Origin of the sequence: Streptomyces sp. ST2-7A, from assembly GCF_021390475.1 — a bacterium.
Taxonomy (GTDB): domain Bacteria; phylum Actinomycetota; class Actinomycetes; order Streptomycetales; family Streptomycetaceae; genus Streptomyces.
In genome coordinates, this window is the sequence record NZ_JAJUWS010000002.1 from 67961 (window position 1) to 82694 (window position 14734).

Here is a 14734-nt window from a genome sequence, read left to right on the forward strand (position 1 = left end):
TAGCTTCCGATGGAGAGCCCGTGTCCCGCCGGATCACCTCCCGCCACCTGTTCGCCGCCTTCACCAACGCGAGCGAACGCACCCTGCACCTCTACGGCTCCGACGACGGCGTGCACTTCCACGACCTCGCGTCGGCCGCGTACACCCCGGCGAACGGCATCCTCCGCGACCCCTCCGTCATCCACCACGCCGGCCGGTGGTGGATCGCCCACACCACCGCCTGGGAGGGCGACACCTTCGGCGTCATCTCCAGCGAGGACCGCCTGAACTGGCGGCACGTCGCCGACATCGCGCACGGCGTGCCCTGCCACAACACCTGGGCCCCCGAGTTCTTCACCGAGCACCCCGACGGCCGACTGCGGATCATCGTCTCCATATCCGCCGACCAGACCTCCGCCACCGGCTTCCAGCCCTACGTGCTCACCGCCCTCGACGACACCCTCACCCGCTGGACCGACCCCGTCCCGCTGGCCGGGCTCCACCCCGACGAGGCCGACCACCGCAACGGCTGGATCGACACCTGCGTGATCCACGAGAACGGCTGCTTCCACGCCTTCGTCAAGGACGCCACCGCAGAACGCGTCGAGCACGCCGTCGCCCGCCACATCACCGGCCCCTGGAACCTCCTCGACGACGCCGCGCCCGTCCCCCCGAACGGCGAACCACTGGAGGGACAGACCGTCTTCCGCCTCGACGACGGCGGTTTCCGGATGTTCCTCGACAGCTATCTCGAGGGCCGCCACTACTACAGCGACAGCCCCGACCTCACCGACTGGACCCCGCCGCGCGAGATCCCCCGCCTGTCGGGAACGGTGCGACACGGCTCGGTGTGGCGGGAGACCGCCGACCTCCTGCCCGGCGACACCAACCCGGTCCTCCCCGGCTACCACGCCGACCCCGCCGTCCTGCACTCCCGGGGCCGGTTCTGGATGTACCCCACCACCGACGGCGTCGCCGACTGGGGCAGCACCTCCTTCGGCGTCTTCTCCTCCACCGACCTCGTCCACTGGAGCGACCACGGCACCGTCCTCGACCTCGCCGACGTCGACTGGGCCGAGGGCCGCGCCTGGGCACCGGCCGTGGTCGAGCGCGACGGCGTCCACTGGATGTACTTCTGCGCCGACCAGCAGATCGGCGTCGCCCGCGCCGACCACCCCACCGGACCGTTCGTCGACGCGCTCGGCAAGCCGCTGGTCGCCCGCGACGCCTACGGGCACCAGGCCATCGACCCCGCCGTTCTGATCTCCGGGGACGGCGCCGCCCACCTGTACTTCGGCCAGGGACGCTGCCGAGCCGTACGACTGGGCGCCGACATGACCTCCTTCGACGGCGAACCCGTCGACATCACCCCCGCCGGGTACAACGAGGCGCCCGACGTCTTCGAACGCGAGGGCCGCTACTACCTCACCTGGTCCGAGAACGACACCCGCAGCCCCGACTACCGGGTCGCCTGGGCCGTCTCCGACCACCCCCTGGGTCCCTTCACCCGCGCCGCCGCGCCACTGCTCACCAAGGACCCCGACCGGTGGATCATGGGCACCGGCCACCAGGCGGCGGTCCGCGTCCCCGGCCGCGACGAGTGGTACCTCGCCTACCACCGCTTCGCCCGGCCCGGCGGCGACGGCACCCACCGCGAGGTGTGCCTGGACCGGCTGCGGTTCACCGTCGACGGACGGCTGCGGCCCGTCACCCCCACCCTGCGCGGCATCGACCCCATCGCCCCCGTGGACGACAGGGGCGCCGGCGTCGCCGGCGGCCCGATGACGGCGCCGGTCCGACGGCCCGGGGCGGAACCCGCATCGGACCGCGCCCACGGTTGACCGGGGGCCGGCCGACTGACGAACCGGTGGGCAGGCGGGGTCCGTCGGGAGGCCGCGACGGGCGGCCGGGCATCGGGACGCGACAGTCCGACCGGCCGCCCCCGAACCGGGCCGGCCGGCGCGGCGACCCCGCGATCAGGCCCGCTCGCCCGCGCCCCCCGAAAAGCGGAACCGGGCCGCCGACTCCTCGGCCACGGCCGCCGCGATACGCCCCCGCATCTCCTCCGTCATCGGCGGCAGCGCGTCCAGGGGGAACCACCGAGCCTCGGTGTTCTCCCCATCGGCCGGATACGGTTCACCGGAGACCCAACGACAGCGGAAGGTCAGGTCGAGGTACTGGCTCCGGTCCCCGTTTCCGTACACCACCGGCGCCGTGACACCCACCGAGGCCAGCCGCTCCGGTACCGCCACCGCCCCCGCCTCCTCCAGCACCTCCCGGACGGCGGCGTCCGCCGGTTGCTCGCCCGGATCCACGATGCCCGTCACCGGCGTCCAGGCCCCGTTGTCCGCTCGCTTCACCATCAGCACGCGGTCCCCGTCCAGGACGACGGCCGTCACCCCCGGCAGCCACAGCGGGTCGTTACCGATCTTCTCGCGCAGCGCGAGGATGAACTCCGGGGTCGCCATTCCGTCAGCCTACGGGCGCGACGAGGCCGCCGGCCCGCCCGGCCCCAGCCTTCCGGGGACTCGATCCGAGGACTCGGGCACCGCGTCCACGCCCCTCGGTGTCCGCCGAACGGCCCACATCGGGGGCGCACCGCCACCCTCGCGACCACCGCGACGATCACCGCCCCGCCGGGTGAGCCGGCTCACCGCCGACCCCTCGCCCCGGCGTCCGCACGGCCTGGCCGGGCGGCTTGCGGTACTCCATGATGTGGCCGGTCGCCGGGAAGCTCTCGTTGCCCACCAGCTTGCCGCTCCTGGTCTCCACGATCGTGAAGCCGGCCCTTTGGTACACGCCGATCGCACGCTCGTTCCCGGCCAGCACCGAGGTCTCCACTCGCGCACCCGCCTGCGCCACGGCGTACCGCAACAGCGCGCCACCGGCACCCTGCCCGTACCGGGCGGGATCCACGTAAAGCCAGGACACCTCGTCGTCCTCCAGTGCCACGAAGCCCACAACCCCCGGCTCCGTGCCGGAGCCGGGGCCCTCGGCGACCCAGACCCGGCCGTTGAAGAGGCCCTCGTTCTCGTAGGTCTCGGCCAGCGTGAGGAAGGCTTCCACTCCCACGGTGGCCTCCAACTCATCGAGTCGGGCCGCGTCGTGGATCCGCTCGATCGCCTCCCAGTCCTCGGACCGATAGTCCCGTACCCGCCACTCGGCGTGCCGCCGCTCCGTCACCATGCCCGAACGATGGCCCCGACCTTCGCGGCGCGCAACGCGTTTATCACCCGCGGACATACCCGCCTCAACCGATCACCGAGCGCCTACGAACACCGAAGACATCGGACTCACCCATCCAGTCCGTGTGGCCGCCGGGCGGGGGAACCCGCCGTGATCGACAACGGTCGCGATGAAGTACTCCAACTGCCGGACGCCGGTACCCCGATCCTCCCCCAACCCACACCGGCCCTCCCCCGGTCGCGCCGCCCCGCGCCGGTCCGCCGGACGCCCCACCGGCTACACTGAGCCCGGCACGCGCCACCACGCGCCGCCACGCACCACCAACGCCTTCGTAGCTCAGGGGATAGAGCACCGCTCTCCTAAAGCGGGTGTCGCAGGTTCGAATCCTGCCGGGGGCACAGACCGAAGGGCCTGTTCGGAAGAGGTTTCCTCCCGAACAGGCCCTTCGTTGTTTCCGGCTCCGTGCCACAAGCGTGCCACTGGAGTCCGCACGGAGTCCACATCCCCTAGCCGGGGGCCCCTCCCCCACCTTCGCGGATCATGGCCCCGAGCCGATCGGCGATGGCCCGGTCCCGGTCGCCGGTCATGTGTTGGTAGATCAGCGCGGCTCGGGAGCTGCTGTGCCCCATCCTCGTCATCAGCTCCCGTGTGCTGGCCCCGGCCGTCGAGGCCAGCGTGTTGCCCGTGTGCCGCAGGTCGTGGAAGTGCAGCTCGGCCGTGACGCCCGCGGCCTTCCGGGCCTTGACCCAGTCGTCCCGGAAGTTGCTCCGCCGCAGCTGTCCACCCTGCGGCCCGACGAAGACATGTCCCTCCCGGCCCGGAGCGGCGAAGTGCTCCAGGTGGTGCGTGACGGCGTCGAGCAGTTCGGCCGGGAAGGAGACGGACCGCACCCCGGCCGCGGATTTCGGGGCCTTGTCGAAGAGTCGGCCATCCTGCAACTCCGCCTGGGCACGGCGGACCGTGAGGGTCGGCCCGTGGAGCTCGATGTCCCGGCGGCGCAGGGCGGCCAGCTCGCCGAACCGCAGGGTGGTGAAAGCCGCCAGGAGCACGAGCAGCCGATAGCGCGGCGTGATGGAGTCGGCGACGGCGAAGACCTCAGCCACCGTGAGAACCGGTCGTTCCGGCACTTCGTAGCGGTCCGCGCCCTTGACGCGGCAGGGGTTGCGCCGGATCAGTTCGTCGTCCACGGCCGTGTTCATCAGGGCGCGCAGCAGTTGGTACGCCTTGACCACCGTTGGTTCCCCGACGCCGGCCGCGAGGAGTTTGCCGCGCCAGCCGCGCACCCGGGCCGTCGTCACGTCCGCCACGCTCCCGGCCCCGAAGGTGGGCAGGATGTGCAGCCGCATGACCGACTCGTTGCGCTCCCGGGTGCGGTCGGCGAGCTTTCGATCCCGCAGCCACGCGGCGGCGTACTCGCCGAAGTTCACCGCCCCGGCGTCCGGGTCGGACCACTGTCCGCGCGTGATGTCCGACTCGATGTGTGTCAGGGCGAGCTGGGCATCGGTCTTCGTGGTGTACGTCTTCTCGGCCGGACGCAGTTGTCCTGTGTCCGGGTCCCGGTAACGGACCTGCCAGCGACCGGACGGAAGCCGCCGGACCGAGCCGAAGCTCCGCCGCTTCCCCTTCCCGTTGGCCATCAGGCGGCCCTCCGCAGGGAGTCGCGCCGGTGGTCGATCGGCCGCACCGTGTTGGCGTCGATGAAAGCGTTCAGCGCGCTCTGAGGGATACGGACGTGTCGGCCGACCTTGACGAACACGATCCGCCGCTCGGCGATCAGGCGCCGGGGGAAACGGGCCGTCGTGCCCAGCAGTTCGGCCACCTGGTCAACGGTGAGATAGCGGTCGCTCATCGGAAGGACTCTCCTTTCGGGGTCGATGCGAGGGAGTCGGCGAGCCATTCCTCACCGGGGGTGAGGCCGGTTCCGGCGTAGATCCAGTGGCCGAGGACGAGGGTGGTTTCCTCGCTCGGTTCGGGGGTGGGTCCGGTGTCGGTGGGGGCGTCGCCGTGTGCGAGGGCGGCTTGGAGTCGGCGCCATTCGGCGCGGGCGGTGCGCAGCGCGCCGAGGGTGGTGGAGTAGGCGCGGGATTTGGTGGAGAAGTGGCCCCGGAAGCCGAGCATGTGGGCCCAGGCCCGCAGTCGGAGGTCTTCCAGTTCCTTGCGGGTGCCGAGGGTCCAGGCGGTGCGGATCAGGCGTCGGGCGTGGTCGGGGAGGTCGAGGCCCACCAGTTCGGCGAGGAACCGCAAGGGGCGGTCGAGGGTGCCGGTGGCCGCTTCGGCGCCCTTGGTGGCGTACTTGGCGATGTAGCCCGCCACGGCCTGTTCGCTCAGGTCGGTGCCGGCGTCGAGGTCGGGGCCGTGGATGGGGCGGATGTCGAGTTGTCGGCCGAAGGCGAAGGTGTGCGCGCGGCCGTCGAGGACGGGACCGGGGATGCTCGCCCGGGTGACGGCGGCCCCGATCGCGTCGGTTAGCAGCTCGACCGTGGCCCAGGCCGGGGGCGGGGTGTGGCCACCTCGGGGACCGTCGAGGCGGATGACGGCGTGGAAGTGGACCGCACCGCGTCGTTGGTACTCGGCGACTTTGGCGAAGGAGATGCGGGCGTGCTCGGCGAGGGCGCGTTGGGGCAGTCCGGCGCGGTGGGCGATCTCGCGGCGCAGGTGGATGGTGAAGCATCGCCACAGCGCTCCGGCGTGCGCGTTCCACAGCACGGCCGCTTCGTAGTCGTAGCGGTCGGGGTCGATGGGTGTGCCGAGGGCCGGATCGTCGGGGGCGTGGCGCAGGCCGCAGCGGCACGGACGGACGGGACGGCCGGGCCGGTTGTGGACGGCGCCGAAGCCGGGGGCGGTGAGGGTGGCGAAGACGCGGGGGTGGGAGGCGACGGTTTCGGGGGTGCCCTTGCCGCCGCGCAGGCCGGCGGTGATCAGGTGGTAGGTGTCCCGGCGGTAGGTCTCGGCGCAGGAGGGGCAGCGGGTGGCGCGGCGGTTGTTGCAGCGCACCAGGAGGTGTCCGGCGGGCAGGTCGGTGGAGTCGAGCCGTCGCAGGGCGGGGCCGATCTCGCCGGTGGTCGTGTCGAGGGTGTGGTCGGTGCGGTGACCCTCCAGGCGGATGGGGCGACGGCAGCCGCCGAGGGTGGAGAGCTGTCGGGCGAGGGCGGGGAGGGTGCCCAGGGAGGCGAGGAATCGCAGTTCGGGCAGCGGCGGGGGCGTGGTGCGGGGGATGATGGTCGTGCTCCTTCGCGGCGGTTGTCGTGAGGGGGTGCGCTCCCGGGGCGGCGGATGCTTGGCGGTATCGAGGCCGCCCCGGGATGCCGACTCAGTGACCTACTCGTCTAGTCATGTGAGGTCGAGAAGATCTCGACGCCGGAGCGGGTGCCGGAGTCGATGGCGGGGGCGAGGAAGGTGTCGGCGAGGTGGAAGCCGAACAGGGCCAGGGCGAGGGCGACCCACAGGCGGACGCCGAGGAACTTGATCACGCCCCAGGCGATGACGCCCAGGACCAGGACGAGGGGCAGGGTGACGGTCACGGCGGGAAACTCTCCTGTCGGATCAGACGGCGGAGCAGCGGTGGGTACGGGCCGCGAGTTCGGCGGCGGAGCGGGTGTCGTACTCGGCGGAGAAGCCGCAGCGCGGCGCGGCGCACGCGGCGGTGTGCTTCTCCCGGCCCCGGTTGTCGGTGGCGGTGCCGACGCGGACCGGGCCGTAACGGCCCACCTGACGGAAGCGGCGGAAGAGGGTCACGGCGGTTTGTCCTCTCGATCAGTGGAGTCGGGTGAGGAGGGCATCGGCGATCGGAACGGGAACACCGAGCCGGGCCCGCAGGGTCGGGGCGTCGATGGGATGACCGGTGCGGTTCAGGTGGTCACCGGCGACCTTCCGGGCGTGCTCGACCAGGGCGGCCGGCACGGGGACCGGCGCCGCTTCGGTCGGGGCGGAAAGGGCTGGGGGCGGAGGTTCGGGGGCCGGTTCGGGATCGACGGCGGGAGGAGGGTCCGCCGCCGGTTCAGCCGGCTCCGGTTCGGGGTCGGCAGGATCGGCGGGTTCGGTGGTGGGGGTTCGGGGCGTGTGGGCCAGGAGGGTGCCGCCGAGGAAGGCGACGGCGGGCCAGCCGGCGACGAGGATGCGCAGCCAGACGGGAACGTCGTCCAGGTCCAGGAGTCCGGCCGTGGCGATGTTGGCGCCCAGGGAGGCCGCGAGGGCGATGAGGAACCAGCACCATCCGGCCGCCCTGGCGGTGCCCGAGCGCAGTCGGTGCCAGGCGGCGACCAACAGCAGATCGACACTGATCGGGTAGGCCCACGCCTTCCAGCCGTCCTGTCCGGCGGCTGCCGCGAGGTCGTGGATGTGGGCGAAGGACAGCGCGGCGGCGATCACCGCTTGGATCAACACCGCGTCGATCCGGAGCCTGTGGGCGCGCACGGAGGAACGCTCCTTTCCGGGGGCCGGGGAAGGAAGGGCGGGTGCGGGTCAGTCCGTCGCCTTGGCGAGGGACACCGGGGCGAGGGAAGGAGTGGCGAGGGGCCGGAAGGGGGCGAGGGCCGGGAGCTGGGGCACGAGTCCGGCGTTCTCCCGGCACCGGGCGGCGGCGTCGTCGAGGGAGAGGTACGGCGTGCGGATGCGGGACCAGCCGCCGGAGGTGTCGCCGACCACGGCCAGCCCGGGCCGCTCGGGTGGGATCGAGCAGGCGGCGGCGACCGCTTCGGGGGCGATGTCGCCGAGCGCCATCTTGGCGGACGCCTCGTCGTTGACGCGGTGGCAGACCCGGCCGGTCAACTGCGCGCGGAGCATGGTGGCGCCCTTGCCGAGTTCGGCGCCGAACCTCTGCCCGCAAACCTCCAGGAAGATGCCGGCGGCGCGGCCGAGTTGGGCGAGGCGGATGAGGTGGGTGACCATCTCATCCCGGCGTTCCTCGTCCTTGCGGGTGGCGGCGAGGAAGAGTTCGGCCACCTCGTCCACGAAGAGCACGATGGGCACCGGGCGTTCGGCGGCGGGCAGGCCCCACACGTCCGAGGTGAGGGTGTGTTCCGGGGCGTCGAACGGCAGGCCCTGGCGGGCGCGGATCAGGTCGTAGCGTTCCTCCATGATCCGCACCAGGACCGGCAGCAGCCGGGCCGCCTGTTCCGGGTCGGTGGCCAGCGCGGAGAGCCGGGACGCGAAGGGCGCCAGCTCCACGCCCTGTTTGCAGTCGATGCCCAGCAGCGCGACGGGTTGCCCGGCCAGGCCGGCGACCAGGTGCCGCAGGTACATCGACTTCCCCGACAGGGTGGCGCCCAGGGTCAGTTGATGGGGAACGGCGCGGTAGTCCCGCAGGAGGGCGGTGCCGTCCTCCCGCAGCGCGACGGGGACCCGGAGGAAGGAGCCGCCGCAGCGACGCGGCATCCGCACATCGCGTAGCACGTCGAAGCCGACCAGGCGCAGTTCCACGCGGCCGGGGCGCAGTTCGGCGACGTGGACGGCGTGCACGCCCCAGGCGTGGCGCAGGCGTTCACCGGCAGCGGCCACGTCCGCCGATTCCTGCCCGGGTGCCAGTCGCAGCCGGACCCGCAGTCCGGTGGGGGTGGGCCGCAGCATCCCCCGGCGGGGTGGGACCGGCCGCACCTCCCGCCGGGTGGTGGCCAGGATGAGGCCGGCCCGCCAGCGGGAGGGCGGGACGGTCAGCCCGCACGCCTCCATCACCGAGCCGTAGGAGGCCAGCAGGCGGAAGGTGGAGAACGGCAGGCCGACCAGGGCCCAGAACACCGAGGGATGCCGGCGGCGCACCGGCCCCAGCAGCAGCGCGGGCACCGCGACCAGGAGCAGGAGCCCCAGCAGGGGTATCGGGTCGGTCATCGCTCAGGCCCCCATAGCGGCGGGGAAGGCGGCCGGGGTGACGGCGGCGGCCCGGAAGGCGATGCCGTGCCGCTCCCGGCCGTTGAACACCGACTCCCACGGACGGGCGACCAGCCCGGGGAGGGCGACCGGGGAGCCGGGCACCAGCCCTTCCGAGACGCCGCTCTCCGGCACGGTGACGTGGAAGAGGGAGGATTCGCCGTCCTCGATGTAGACGACGCCGACCTTCATCAGCGCCTCACCGCTGGTGGCGTCCTTGGCGATCTCGCCCGTCTGGCGGTCGCGAACCTTGGGGGTGGGGGCTTCGGTGAGCAGGATCGTCGCGGACGAGGTCTCGACACGGATGGAACGCACGGAACGTCTCCTCGGGAGAAGCGGCACCACCCAAACACCTAGTCGTCTAGACGAGATGCAACGGGGTGATGCCTTCGAACTGTTGGCGCGTTCCACTGTGCCACACCACTCCCCCACTCGTCTATACGAGTAGCCGTGCTGTGGTGTACGAGTCCGCCGGGACGGACCGTCGGGGACTGCCCTCAGGTGGCGGGGAGTTGGTAGGCCAGCACGTAGGCGTCGGCCGCCATCACGGTGTCGCAGACCTCCACCGCCCGGCCCTCGGTGTCGTAAGCGGTGCGGATCAGGTGGATCACCGGCACACCGGCCGCCAACCGCAGCGTCTTCACCTCGGCGGGGGCAGGCATCCGGGCGCGCACCTCTTCCTCGAAGCGCTCCAGGCGGTGCCCCAACTCCTCCAGCCGGGCATAGATGCCACCGGGTCCGGGGTTGGGCTGCGCGATGGGCGTATTGCGCGCCAGGTCCAACGGCAGGTAGGAGGAGGCGAACTCCACCGGCCGGCCGTCCAACAGGTAACGGCGACGCCGGACCAGCACCTTGCGGGCCCCGCCCAGCCGCGCGGCGATGTCCTGACTCGGCCGCTCCTCGCGCACCTCCAGCTGATCGACCTCCGGACGGCTCCCCGCGGCTTCGGCCTCCACCGTGAACGCGGACTTCCCCTGCTCGCGGTGGCGGCGGGCGAAGCGGTCGGAGGCCAGGCGCCGCACCGGGGGTCGGGGGCGGACGTAGACGCCCTTGCCGTGTTCGGCGTGGACCAGGCCCTCGCCCTGGAGGATGGAGATGGCGTTGCGCACCGTCATGCGGGAGACGCCGTAGTGCTCGACCAACTCCGCTTCCGAGGGCAGCTTGGCGCCTTCGGTGAAGCGGCCCTTGTCGATGGCTTCGCGCAGGTGATCGGCGATCTGTCGGAACACCGCTCGATCACTTGTCGGGTCCAGGGCGCCGAGCAGGGCGGACGGGGAAGAGGTCACGGGAACTCCTACGGATATCTAGACGAGAAGCCATATGGGATTGCTACGGTGGGCAGCCTAGCCACCGGAAGGGATTCTCAGCACCGTGAGCACCGTCGAGCGCCCCCATTCCGTGAGCGTCGCCGGGGTCATCATCGATGACGCCGGACGCGCCCTGCTGATCAAGCGGCGCGACAACGGTCACTGGGAGCCGCCCGGCGGCGTGGTCGAGCCCGGCGAGACGATCACCGACGCACTCGTTCGGGAGGTGTTGGAGGAGACCGGTATCAAGATCTCCCCCGACGCCGCCCTGACCGGTGTCTACAAGAACATGGTCGGGCTGATCGTCTCGATGGTCTTCCGGTGCGAGGCGATCGACGGCGCTCCCACCACCGGCGAGGAGACCCGGGCACTGCGCTGGGTCACCCGCGAGGAGGTGCGCGGGATAGCGGACGAGGCGTACGCGATCCGCGTGCTCGACGCCATGGATCACCACACCCCGCCGGCCGTGCGCGCCCACGACGGCGTGCGACTCGTCTAGCACTTCGTTTCGGCCCACACCGCCCACCAGCGCAAAGGAACTTGTATGCACGAGTATACGAGCAGAGTCCGCGTCTGGGAACTGACCTGCCCCGGACTTCTCGAAGAGGTCGGCCGCGCCCGCCGATTCACCCGCGACGTACTGGCCCAGGACCCCCGACGCGACGACGCGGCATTGATCGTCACGGAGTTGGCCGCCAACGCCATCCGCCACACCGACAGCGCCCGCCTGGGCTTCCGGCTGGTCATCAGCCGCACCCCGGAACTGCTCACGGTCGCGGTCACCGACGCCGGCGGAACGGACCGGGTGCCCGTGCCGTGCGAGGCTGGGGACGAGGCGACCGGCGGTCGGGGATTGGCTCTGGTGCAGGACTTCTCCCACCGCCTGCACATCCACCGGGGCCGCCCCGGTCACACCATCACCGCCGAACTCACCGCCACCGAGGCCCGACCGTGCTGAGACTCCCACGGACGGAAGCACCACCGGGAACGGGCCACTACTGGTGCGAGGTCGCCGCCCACACCACCGGCCACCACCGCGAATACCCGTTGGGCAGCTATCACGCCCCGTCGCCCCGGCTGGCGATGAAGTGGTTACACGGCCGCGCCGGACACATCGCCGATCAGCTCGACCCCGGCCCCCGAACCCCGGTCCGCGCCTGGCTCAATGACACGACCGAGCACGAGTACGCCTTGGCGACCCTGGTAGCCGGAGGGGTCTACACCCACACCATCCGCGACGGCACCACCCGCTACCAGCTCGCCGCCCTCCCCACCGCCCGCCTGTTCATCCCCCGCACCCAAGTCACCCCATGAACTCGCCCAACGAAGACGAGACCGGGAACGATCGAGCGGCGGAGATCGAAGAGCATCACCGCTACAAGATCACCGCAGCCGTCAACGAAATCCTGCGCGCTTGTGAGGAGGTGGCCGCCCACGGCACGTACGGCTTCTGGACCCCCACCAGCCCGGCCGCCTACTCCGACACCACCGAGCTGATCACAACCGCCCACCGGGACATCCTCGACCCACTCACCCAGGCCATCACAGCAGCCCAAGCCACCATCCACGCCATCGAAGCCGAACAACGAGATGGCGCGTAACAACTTTCCCTACGTCATCAAGGCGGCTCGCTCCGCTCACCGCGCGCGGTCCGGCCCCCGGCCGGGCCTGCGCTCCTGCCTTCGTCCCGCTCCAGCCCGGCCGGGGGCCGGACCGCACTCTGAGGCAATCACTCGCACCAGAAGCCATCCGCCTTCTCATGCCGTATACGGCTGAAATTCGAGCCCAGCATAGTTCGTATCTAGAGGCCCGCTGGGCCAGCATTCGAGTGTTCCTGTCCGTTCAAGGGGTCAGCTGATACTGAGAAGCCTTCGTCTTCCAAACGCGATAGCCAGCACGTTCCGCGATCAATCGCATTCGCTCAAAGAAGAACAATACGGATATCCGATCACGGCCCATCGCAGCCCTTGCTGCCTGTTCGAGTTGGTGAGCGCCCACTTTGCCTCCCCATCTACGCTTGAGAACTATCGCCAACGCCTTAAAAAGATCGTGACCTGAACAGTATCTCATTCGATTCTTAAGGCACTTCGACACCTCATTCAGCTCCGCAACGAATTGGCTTACATCGACAATCTTACCGGCTTTGTCGGACGCTATTTTTACTAGTTTTTCACCGTCGACTCTGTAGGGAAATCCCCCCGACACAACCGCATCCAACGGGAAGTTTCTCAGAGCTAGTCCCGTCCCATTACGCTCTGAAATGAATCTCAAGATTCCAATCGGAAGCGCAAGCTCGACGCATACTTGCACTACCTCAGCTTCACTGCACCCGGCATCCCCGAGCCTGAATTTATCGGAACAAAAACTTGCAGCTTGTCTAGACACCATGCGATCCGAGAAGAATACGCTCGCATCCAGATCGTAGTGATCAGTGTATGCGACGAGACTTTCAGGCAGTTTTGGATGGGAGTCCAGCAGATTAACCCAATCCTTATCAAGAACTGCAAAAATACCCTCGTCGCCATTCCTATCAACCTCAACGATGGCCGCTGCGGCCCGCTCCTTGCCGTGCGCTGGAACAGAAACACAGTGCTGATTGTCTATATGATCGTCAAGGACTGCACAGTCAGTATGCCCTTCAACGATCAAAAACGCCCTGTCGTCACCCCCTGTTCTCATCATTAGCAGCTCTACATAGAACGACTCCACCGCGAGGTCATCAATCACGCTCGATCCCCCTCCGAATTAAACCGCGGGTCTAGCGCAATGGCCCGATCCCACCACTTGCCAATAATCTGAGGCGAGTGAGTCGCCACAATAAATCGAAAACCTGAAATCTTCGAGATCCTGCGAATGTCGTCTAGAAACCTTTTCTGCCAGTTCACATGCAGGGAGATTTCTGGTTCATCAATCAGCACAAGGGCTCCCATGGGCACACTAAAGAGCAGGTCATAGAGCAGCACCAATTCGTGCTGTTCTCCCGATGAAAGCATGGTTGAGTCGAGCTCTCGACCTTCATCTGTTACGAAACTGATCCCCGCGCGTCGATCGATCACCATCCTCTTCGACAGAAAACGGGAATTCACAATCTCCCGTAGAAGGTTGATCTTTTCGAGTAGTGGAACAAATGTTTCTAGCTTGATCTCGCTATCCTCAAGGTAGGTCCACATCACCCTCCGCTGCCATGTTTCCATCTTGGGTGGTAGCGAGATTCCGCCAGTCTTCTCGTCGAGCAGGGAAATCTGAGCCAATTGCTCCCGAAGTTGACTCTGCGATGAATAACGCTCACGGATCTTCTCATCGGATGGTGTCTCTGTCCAAGTGTGCTGGAGAAGACGGAGCGGGTAAGTCCTATCACGCTCTTGAGAAATCCGGGAGTTCTCGGCTAGCGCAGCACCGAGCCTCTCCTTGAGATCCTGAGCGAACTCCGCAACCTTGGTACTCAATTGGACGTGTTCACTCCGGGCCTTTACGCCGGCTCGTTGCAGGACTACAAGCCTTTGCGTCTCAATCAGATGCACATTCACTTCAGAGCGGAACGTTCGAAGTTCTTCCGGCATACGTGCACCAAAGAACTCGGCCGGCAATGAATCATTGTACCTATCAAGCACCTCCGTCCAGGAAATCGTATCGCCCTCTTCCGTGTCATACCACTGCCGAGGGCCAATTCGACGCACTGGAAGGTAAGTCTCCATCCGGTGATTGCGCGAGAGGCGTTGCCCACTGTCCGCGATATTAGCCCTCCATTCTGCTACGGTCTTCCGATCCCTTAGGAGAGTGAATTCGACAGAGGTATCACCGGTGGTCGGGCGCACCCTAGCGCCATTCCCCTCAAATTCTTCAAACGGCAAAACTTCCTGTGTGTGACGGGTCAGTTGCAACATAGTCCCGTCGTCATATCCGATCCGCGCCTGATCAAAGGGAAGCGACATCAACCTCCCGGCTTTGAGTTCTGAAGCCGCCTTGACCAGTTCAAGCAGCATTGTTTTCCCAACACCGTTGGGGCCATGCAAAATGACGAAGTCATCATCGCGGGAGAAGTGAATCTTATGGCTGTATCGTCCGATCAGGCCATCGACTTCGATGGACGTGATTTCCATCTTGCCCTCCAGCTACGGTGTGCAGAATCATCTTGGCGACGGCATATGACCATACGTCACCTCGCAATGCTCTGTGCAGGGTTGTGCCGCATCGTTAACGTCTGATCCTGCGCTGACCGTGAGGAGCCACGCGACGCTTGACGGCCTCGTGTGTGCTGACTGCTGCATCCGACTCCGGGTGCCGCTCCATCCGATAGCGTGGTGAAGGCCGGTGGGGGTGCAGCGAGGCATACGCGCGCCTGGTCGGTCGGCGCGCCCGCCGTCGTGGCTGACTTTCGTCGGCTGAGGTTCGTGCCACTA

The 14734-nt window shown here is 68.4% G+C and carries 18 protein-coding genes and 1 tRNA gene; 6 read left to right on the forward strand and 13 right to left on the reverse strand.

Annotation, left to right across the window (positions count from 1 at the left end):
* The first annotated feature begins 20 nt into the window (after positions 1-20).
* Positions 21-1820: a family 43 glycosylhydrolase gene (locus LZF96_RS26855; RefSeq protein ID WP_233865050.1), complete on the forward strand. Its 1800-nt coding sequence runs from the start codon at positions 21-23 to the stop codon at positions 1818-1820.
* Positions 1821-1955: 135 nt separating this feature from the next.
* Here LZF96_RS26855 and LZF96_RS01970 read toward each other — a convergent pair whose 3' ends face one another.
* Both LZF96_RS01970 and LZF96_RS01975 read right to left on the reverse strand, forming a co-directional pair.
* Complete coding sequence (locus LZF96_RS01970; RefSeq protein WP_233865051.1) at positions 1956-2447, reverse strand: NUDIX domain-containing protein; 492 nt, start codon at positions 2445-2447, stop codon at positions 1956-1958.
* Positions 2448-2604: 157 nt separating this feature from the next.
* Complete coding sequence (locus tag LZF96_RS01975) at positions 2605-3165, reverse strand: GNAT family N-acetyltransferase (RefSeq protein ID WP_233865052.1); 561 nt, start codon at positions 3163-3165, stop codon at positions 2605-2607.
* A 325-nt stretch (positions 3166-3490) separates the two neighbouring features.
* Between LZF96_RS01975 and LZF96_RS01980 the strand changes: the two genes are divergently transcribed.
* A tRNA-Arg gene (locus LZF96_RS01980) sits at positions 3491-3563 on the forward strand.
* Between the two features lie 108 nt (positions 3564-3671).
* Here the strand turns inward: LZF96_RS01980 and LZF96_RS01985 are convergent.
* The 9 genes from LZF96_RS01985 to LZF96_RS02025 all read right to left on the reverse strand — a co-directional run bounded on the left by LZF96_RS01985 (position 3672) and on the right by LZF96_RS02025 (position 10313).
* Complete coding sequence (locus LZF96_RS01985; RefSeq protein WP_233865053.1) at positions 3672-4802, reverse strand: site-specific integrase; 1131 nt, start codon at positions 4800-4802, stop codon at positions 3672-3674.
* Positions 4802-5014: a helix-turn-helix domain-containing protein gene (locus LZF96_RS01990; protein WP_182606833.1), complete on the reverse strand. Its 213-nt coding sequence runs from the start codon at positions 5012-5014 to the stop codon at positions 4802-4804. The genes LZF96_RS01985 and LZF96_RS01990 overlap by 1 nt, the downstream gene beginning before the upstream one ends.
* Positions 5011-6357 carry a replication initiator gene (locus LZF96_RS01995; RefSeq protein ID WP_233865226.1) on the reverse strand — a complete coding sequence of 449 codons (1347 nt, stop codon included), beginning with the start codon at positions 6355-6357 and terminating at the stop codon, positions 5011-5013. The genes LZF96_RS01990 and LZF96_RS01995 overlap by 4 nt, the downstream gene beginning before the upstream one ends.
* A 134-nt stretch (positions 6358-6491) precedes the next feature.
* A complete protein-coding gene (locus LZF96_RS02000) occupies positions 6492-6686 on the reverse strand; it encodes a hypothetical protein (RefSeq protein ID WP_233865054.1) in 195 nt (64 codons plus the stop codon).
* Positions 6687-6708: 22 nt separating this feature from the next.
* A complete protein-coding gene (locus LZF96_RS02005) occupies positions 6709-6900 on the reverse strand; it encodes a mobile element transfer protein (RefSeq protein ID WP_233865055.1) in 192 nt (63 codons plus the stop codon).
* A gap of 18 nt (positions 6901-6918) precedes the next feature.
* Positions 6919-7578, reverse strand: coding sequence for a DUF2637 domain-containing protein (locus tag LZF96_RS02010; protein ID WP_233865057.1), 660 nt, complete (start codon positions 7576-7578; stop codon positions 6919-6921).
* A gap of 48 nt (positions 7579-7626) precedes the next feature.
* The gene (locus tag LZF96_RS02015) at positions 7627-8988 is read right to left on the reverse strand and encodes an FtsK/SpoIIIE domain-containing protein (protein ID WP_233865059.1); all 1362 of its coding nucleotides are present in this window, start codon (positions 8986-8988) and stop codon (positions 7627-7629) included.
* Positions 8989-8991: 3 nt separating this feature from the next.
* Positions 8992-9342 carry a hypothetical protein gene (locus LZF96_RS02020; protein WP_182662202.1) on the reverse strand — a complete coding sequence of 117 codons (351 nt, stop codon included), beginning with the start codon at positions 9340-9342 and terminating at the stop codon, positions 8992-8994.
* A 182-nt stretch (positions 9343-9524) separates the two neighbouring features.
* Positions 9525-10313, reverse strand: a complete 789-nt coding sequence (locus LZF96_RS02025; RefSeq protein ID WP_233865060.1) for a GntR family transcriptional regulator — start codon at positions 10311-10313, stop codon at positions 9525-9527.
* Positions 10314-10425: 112 nt separating this feature from the next.
* On the opposite strand from LZF96_RS02025, the gene LZF96_RS02030 reads away from it, so the two are divergent.
* From LZF96_RS02030 to LZF96_RS02045, 4 genes are read left to right on the forward strand one after another with little or no spacing between them, the layout of a single operon-like run.
* Positions 10426-10833, forward strand: a complete 408-nt coding sequence (locus tag LZF96_RS02030) for an NUDIX hydrolase (RefSeq protein ID WP_233865227.1) — start codon at positions 10426-10428, stop codon at positions 10831-10833.
* Positions 10834-10878: 45 nt separating this feature from the next.
* On the forward strand, positions 10879-11292 hold the full coding sequence (locus LZF96_RS02035; RefSeq protein ID WP_233865061.1) for an ATP-binding protein: 414 nt from the start codon (positions 10879-10881) through the stop codon (positions 11290-11292).
* Complete coding sequence (locus LZF96_RS02040) at positions 11286-11648, forward strand: hypothetical protein (RefSeq protein WP_233865062.1); 363 nt, start codon at positions 11286-11288, stop codon at positions 11646-11648. Before LZF96_RS02035 ends, LZF96_RS02040 begins: the two co-directional genes overlap by 7 nt.
* Positions 11645-11935, forward strand: a complete 291-nt coding sequence (locus LZF96_RS02045) for a hypothetical protein (RefSeq protein ID WP_233865063.1) — start codon at positions 11645-11647, stop codon at positions 11933-11935. Before LZF96_RS02040 ends, LZF96_RS02045 begins: the two co-directional genes overlap by 4 nt.
* Positions 11936-12176: 241 nt before the next feature.
* Here LZF96_RS02045 and LZF96_RS02050 read toward each other — a convergent pair whose 3' ends face one another.
* Positions 12177-13061: a hypothetical protein gene (locus LZF96_RS02050; protein WP_233865064.1), complete on the reverse strand. Its 885-nt coding sequence runs from the start codon at positions 13059-13061 to the stop codon at positions 12177-12179.
* Positions 13058-14434: an AAA family ATPase gene (locus tag LZF96_RS02055; protein WP_233865065.1), complete on the reverse strand. Its 1377-nt coding sequence runs from the start codon at positions 14432-14434 to the stop codon at positions 13058-13060. The genes LZF96_RS02050 and LZF96_RS02055 overlap by 4 nt, the downstream gene beginning before the upstream one ends.
* Positions 14435-14734 lie beyond the last annotated feature (300 nt).

What these genes read in the sequence shown, in the direction of transcription:
- LZF96_RS01970 (WP_233865051.1), bottom strand. Translation starts at nt 2,447, where the DNA reads ATGGCGACCCCGGAGTTCATCCTCGCGCTGCGCGAGAAGATCGGTAAC.
- LZF96_RS02035 (WP_233865061.1), top strand. Translation starts at nt 10,879, where the DNA reads ATGCACGAGTATACGAGCAGAGTCCGCGTCTGGGAACTGACCTGCCCC.
- LZF96_RS01985 (WP_233865053.1), bottom strand. Translation starts at nt 4,802, where the DNA reads ATGGCCAACGGGAAGGGGAAGCGGCGGAGCTTCGGCTCGGTCCGGCGG.
- LZF96_RS01990 (WP_182606833.1), bottom strand. Translation starts at nt 5,014, where the DNA reads ATGAGCGACCGCTATCTCACCGTTGACCAGGTGGCCGAACTGCTGGGC.
- LZF96_RS02045 (WP_233865063.1), top strand. Translation starts at nt 11,645, where the DNA reads ATGAACTCGCCCAACGAAGACGAGACCGGGAACGATCGAGCGGCGGAG.
- LZF96_RS02055 (WP_233865065.1), bottom strand. Translation starts at nt 14,434, where the DNA reads ATGGAAATCACGTCCATCGAAGTCGATGGCCTGATCGGACGATACAGC.
- LZF96_RS01975 (WP_233865052.1), bottom strand. Translation starts at nt 3,165, where the DNA reads ATGGTGACGGAGCGGCGGCACGCCGAGTGGCGGGTACGGGACTATCGG.
- LZF96_RS02015 (WP_233865059.1), bottom strand. Translation starts at nt 8,988, where the DNA reads ATGACCGACCCGATACCCCTGCTGGGGCTCCTGCTCCTGGTCGCGGTG.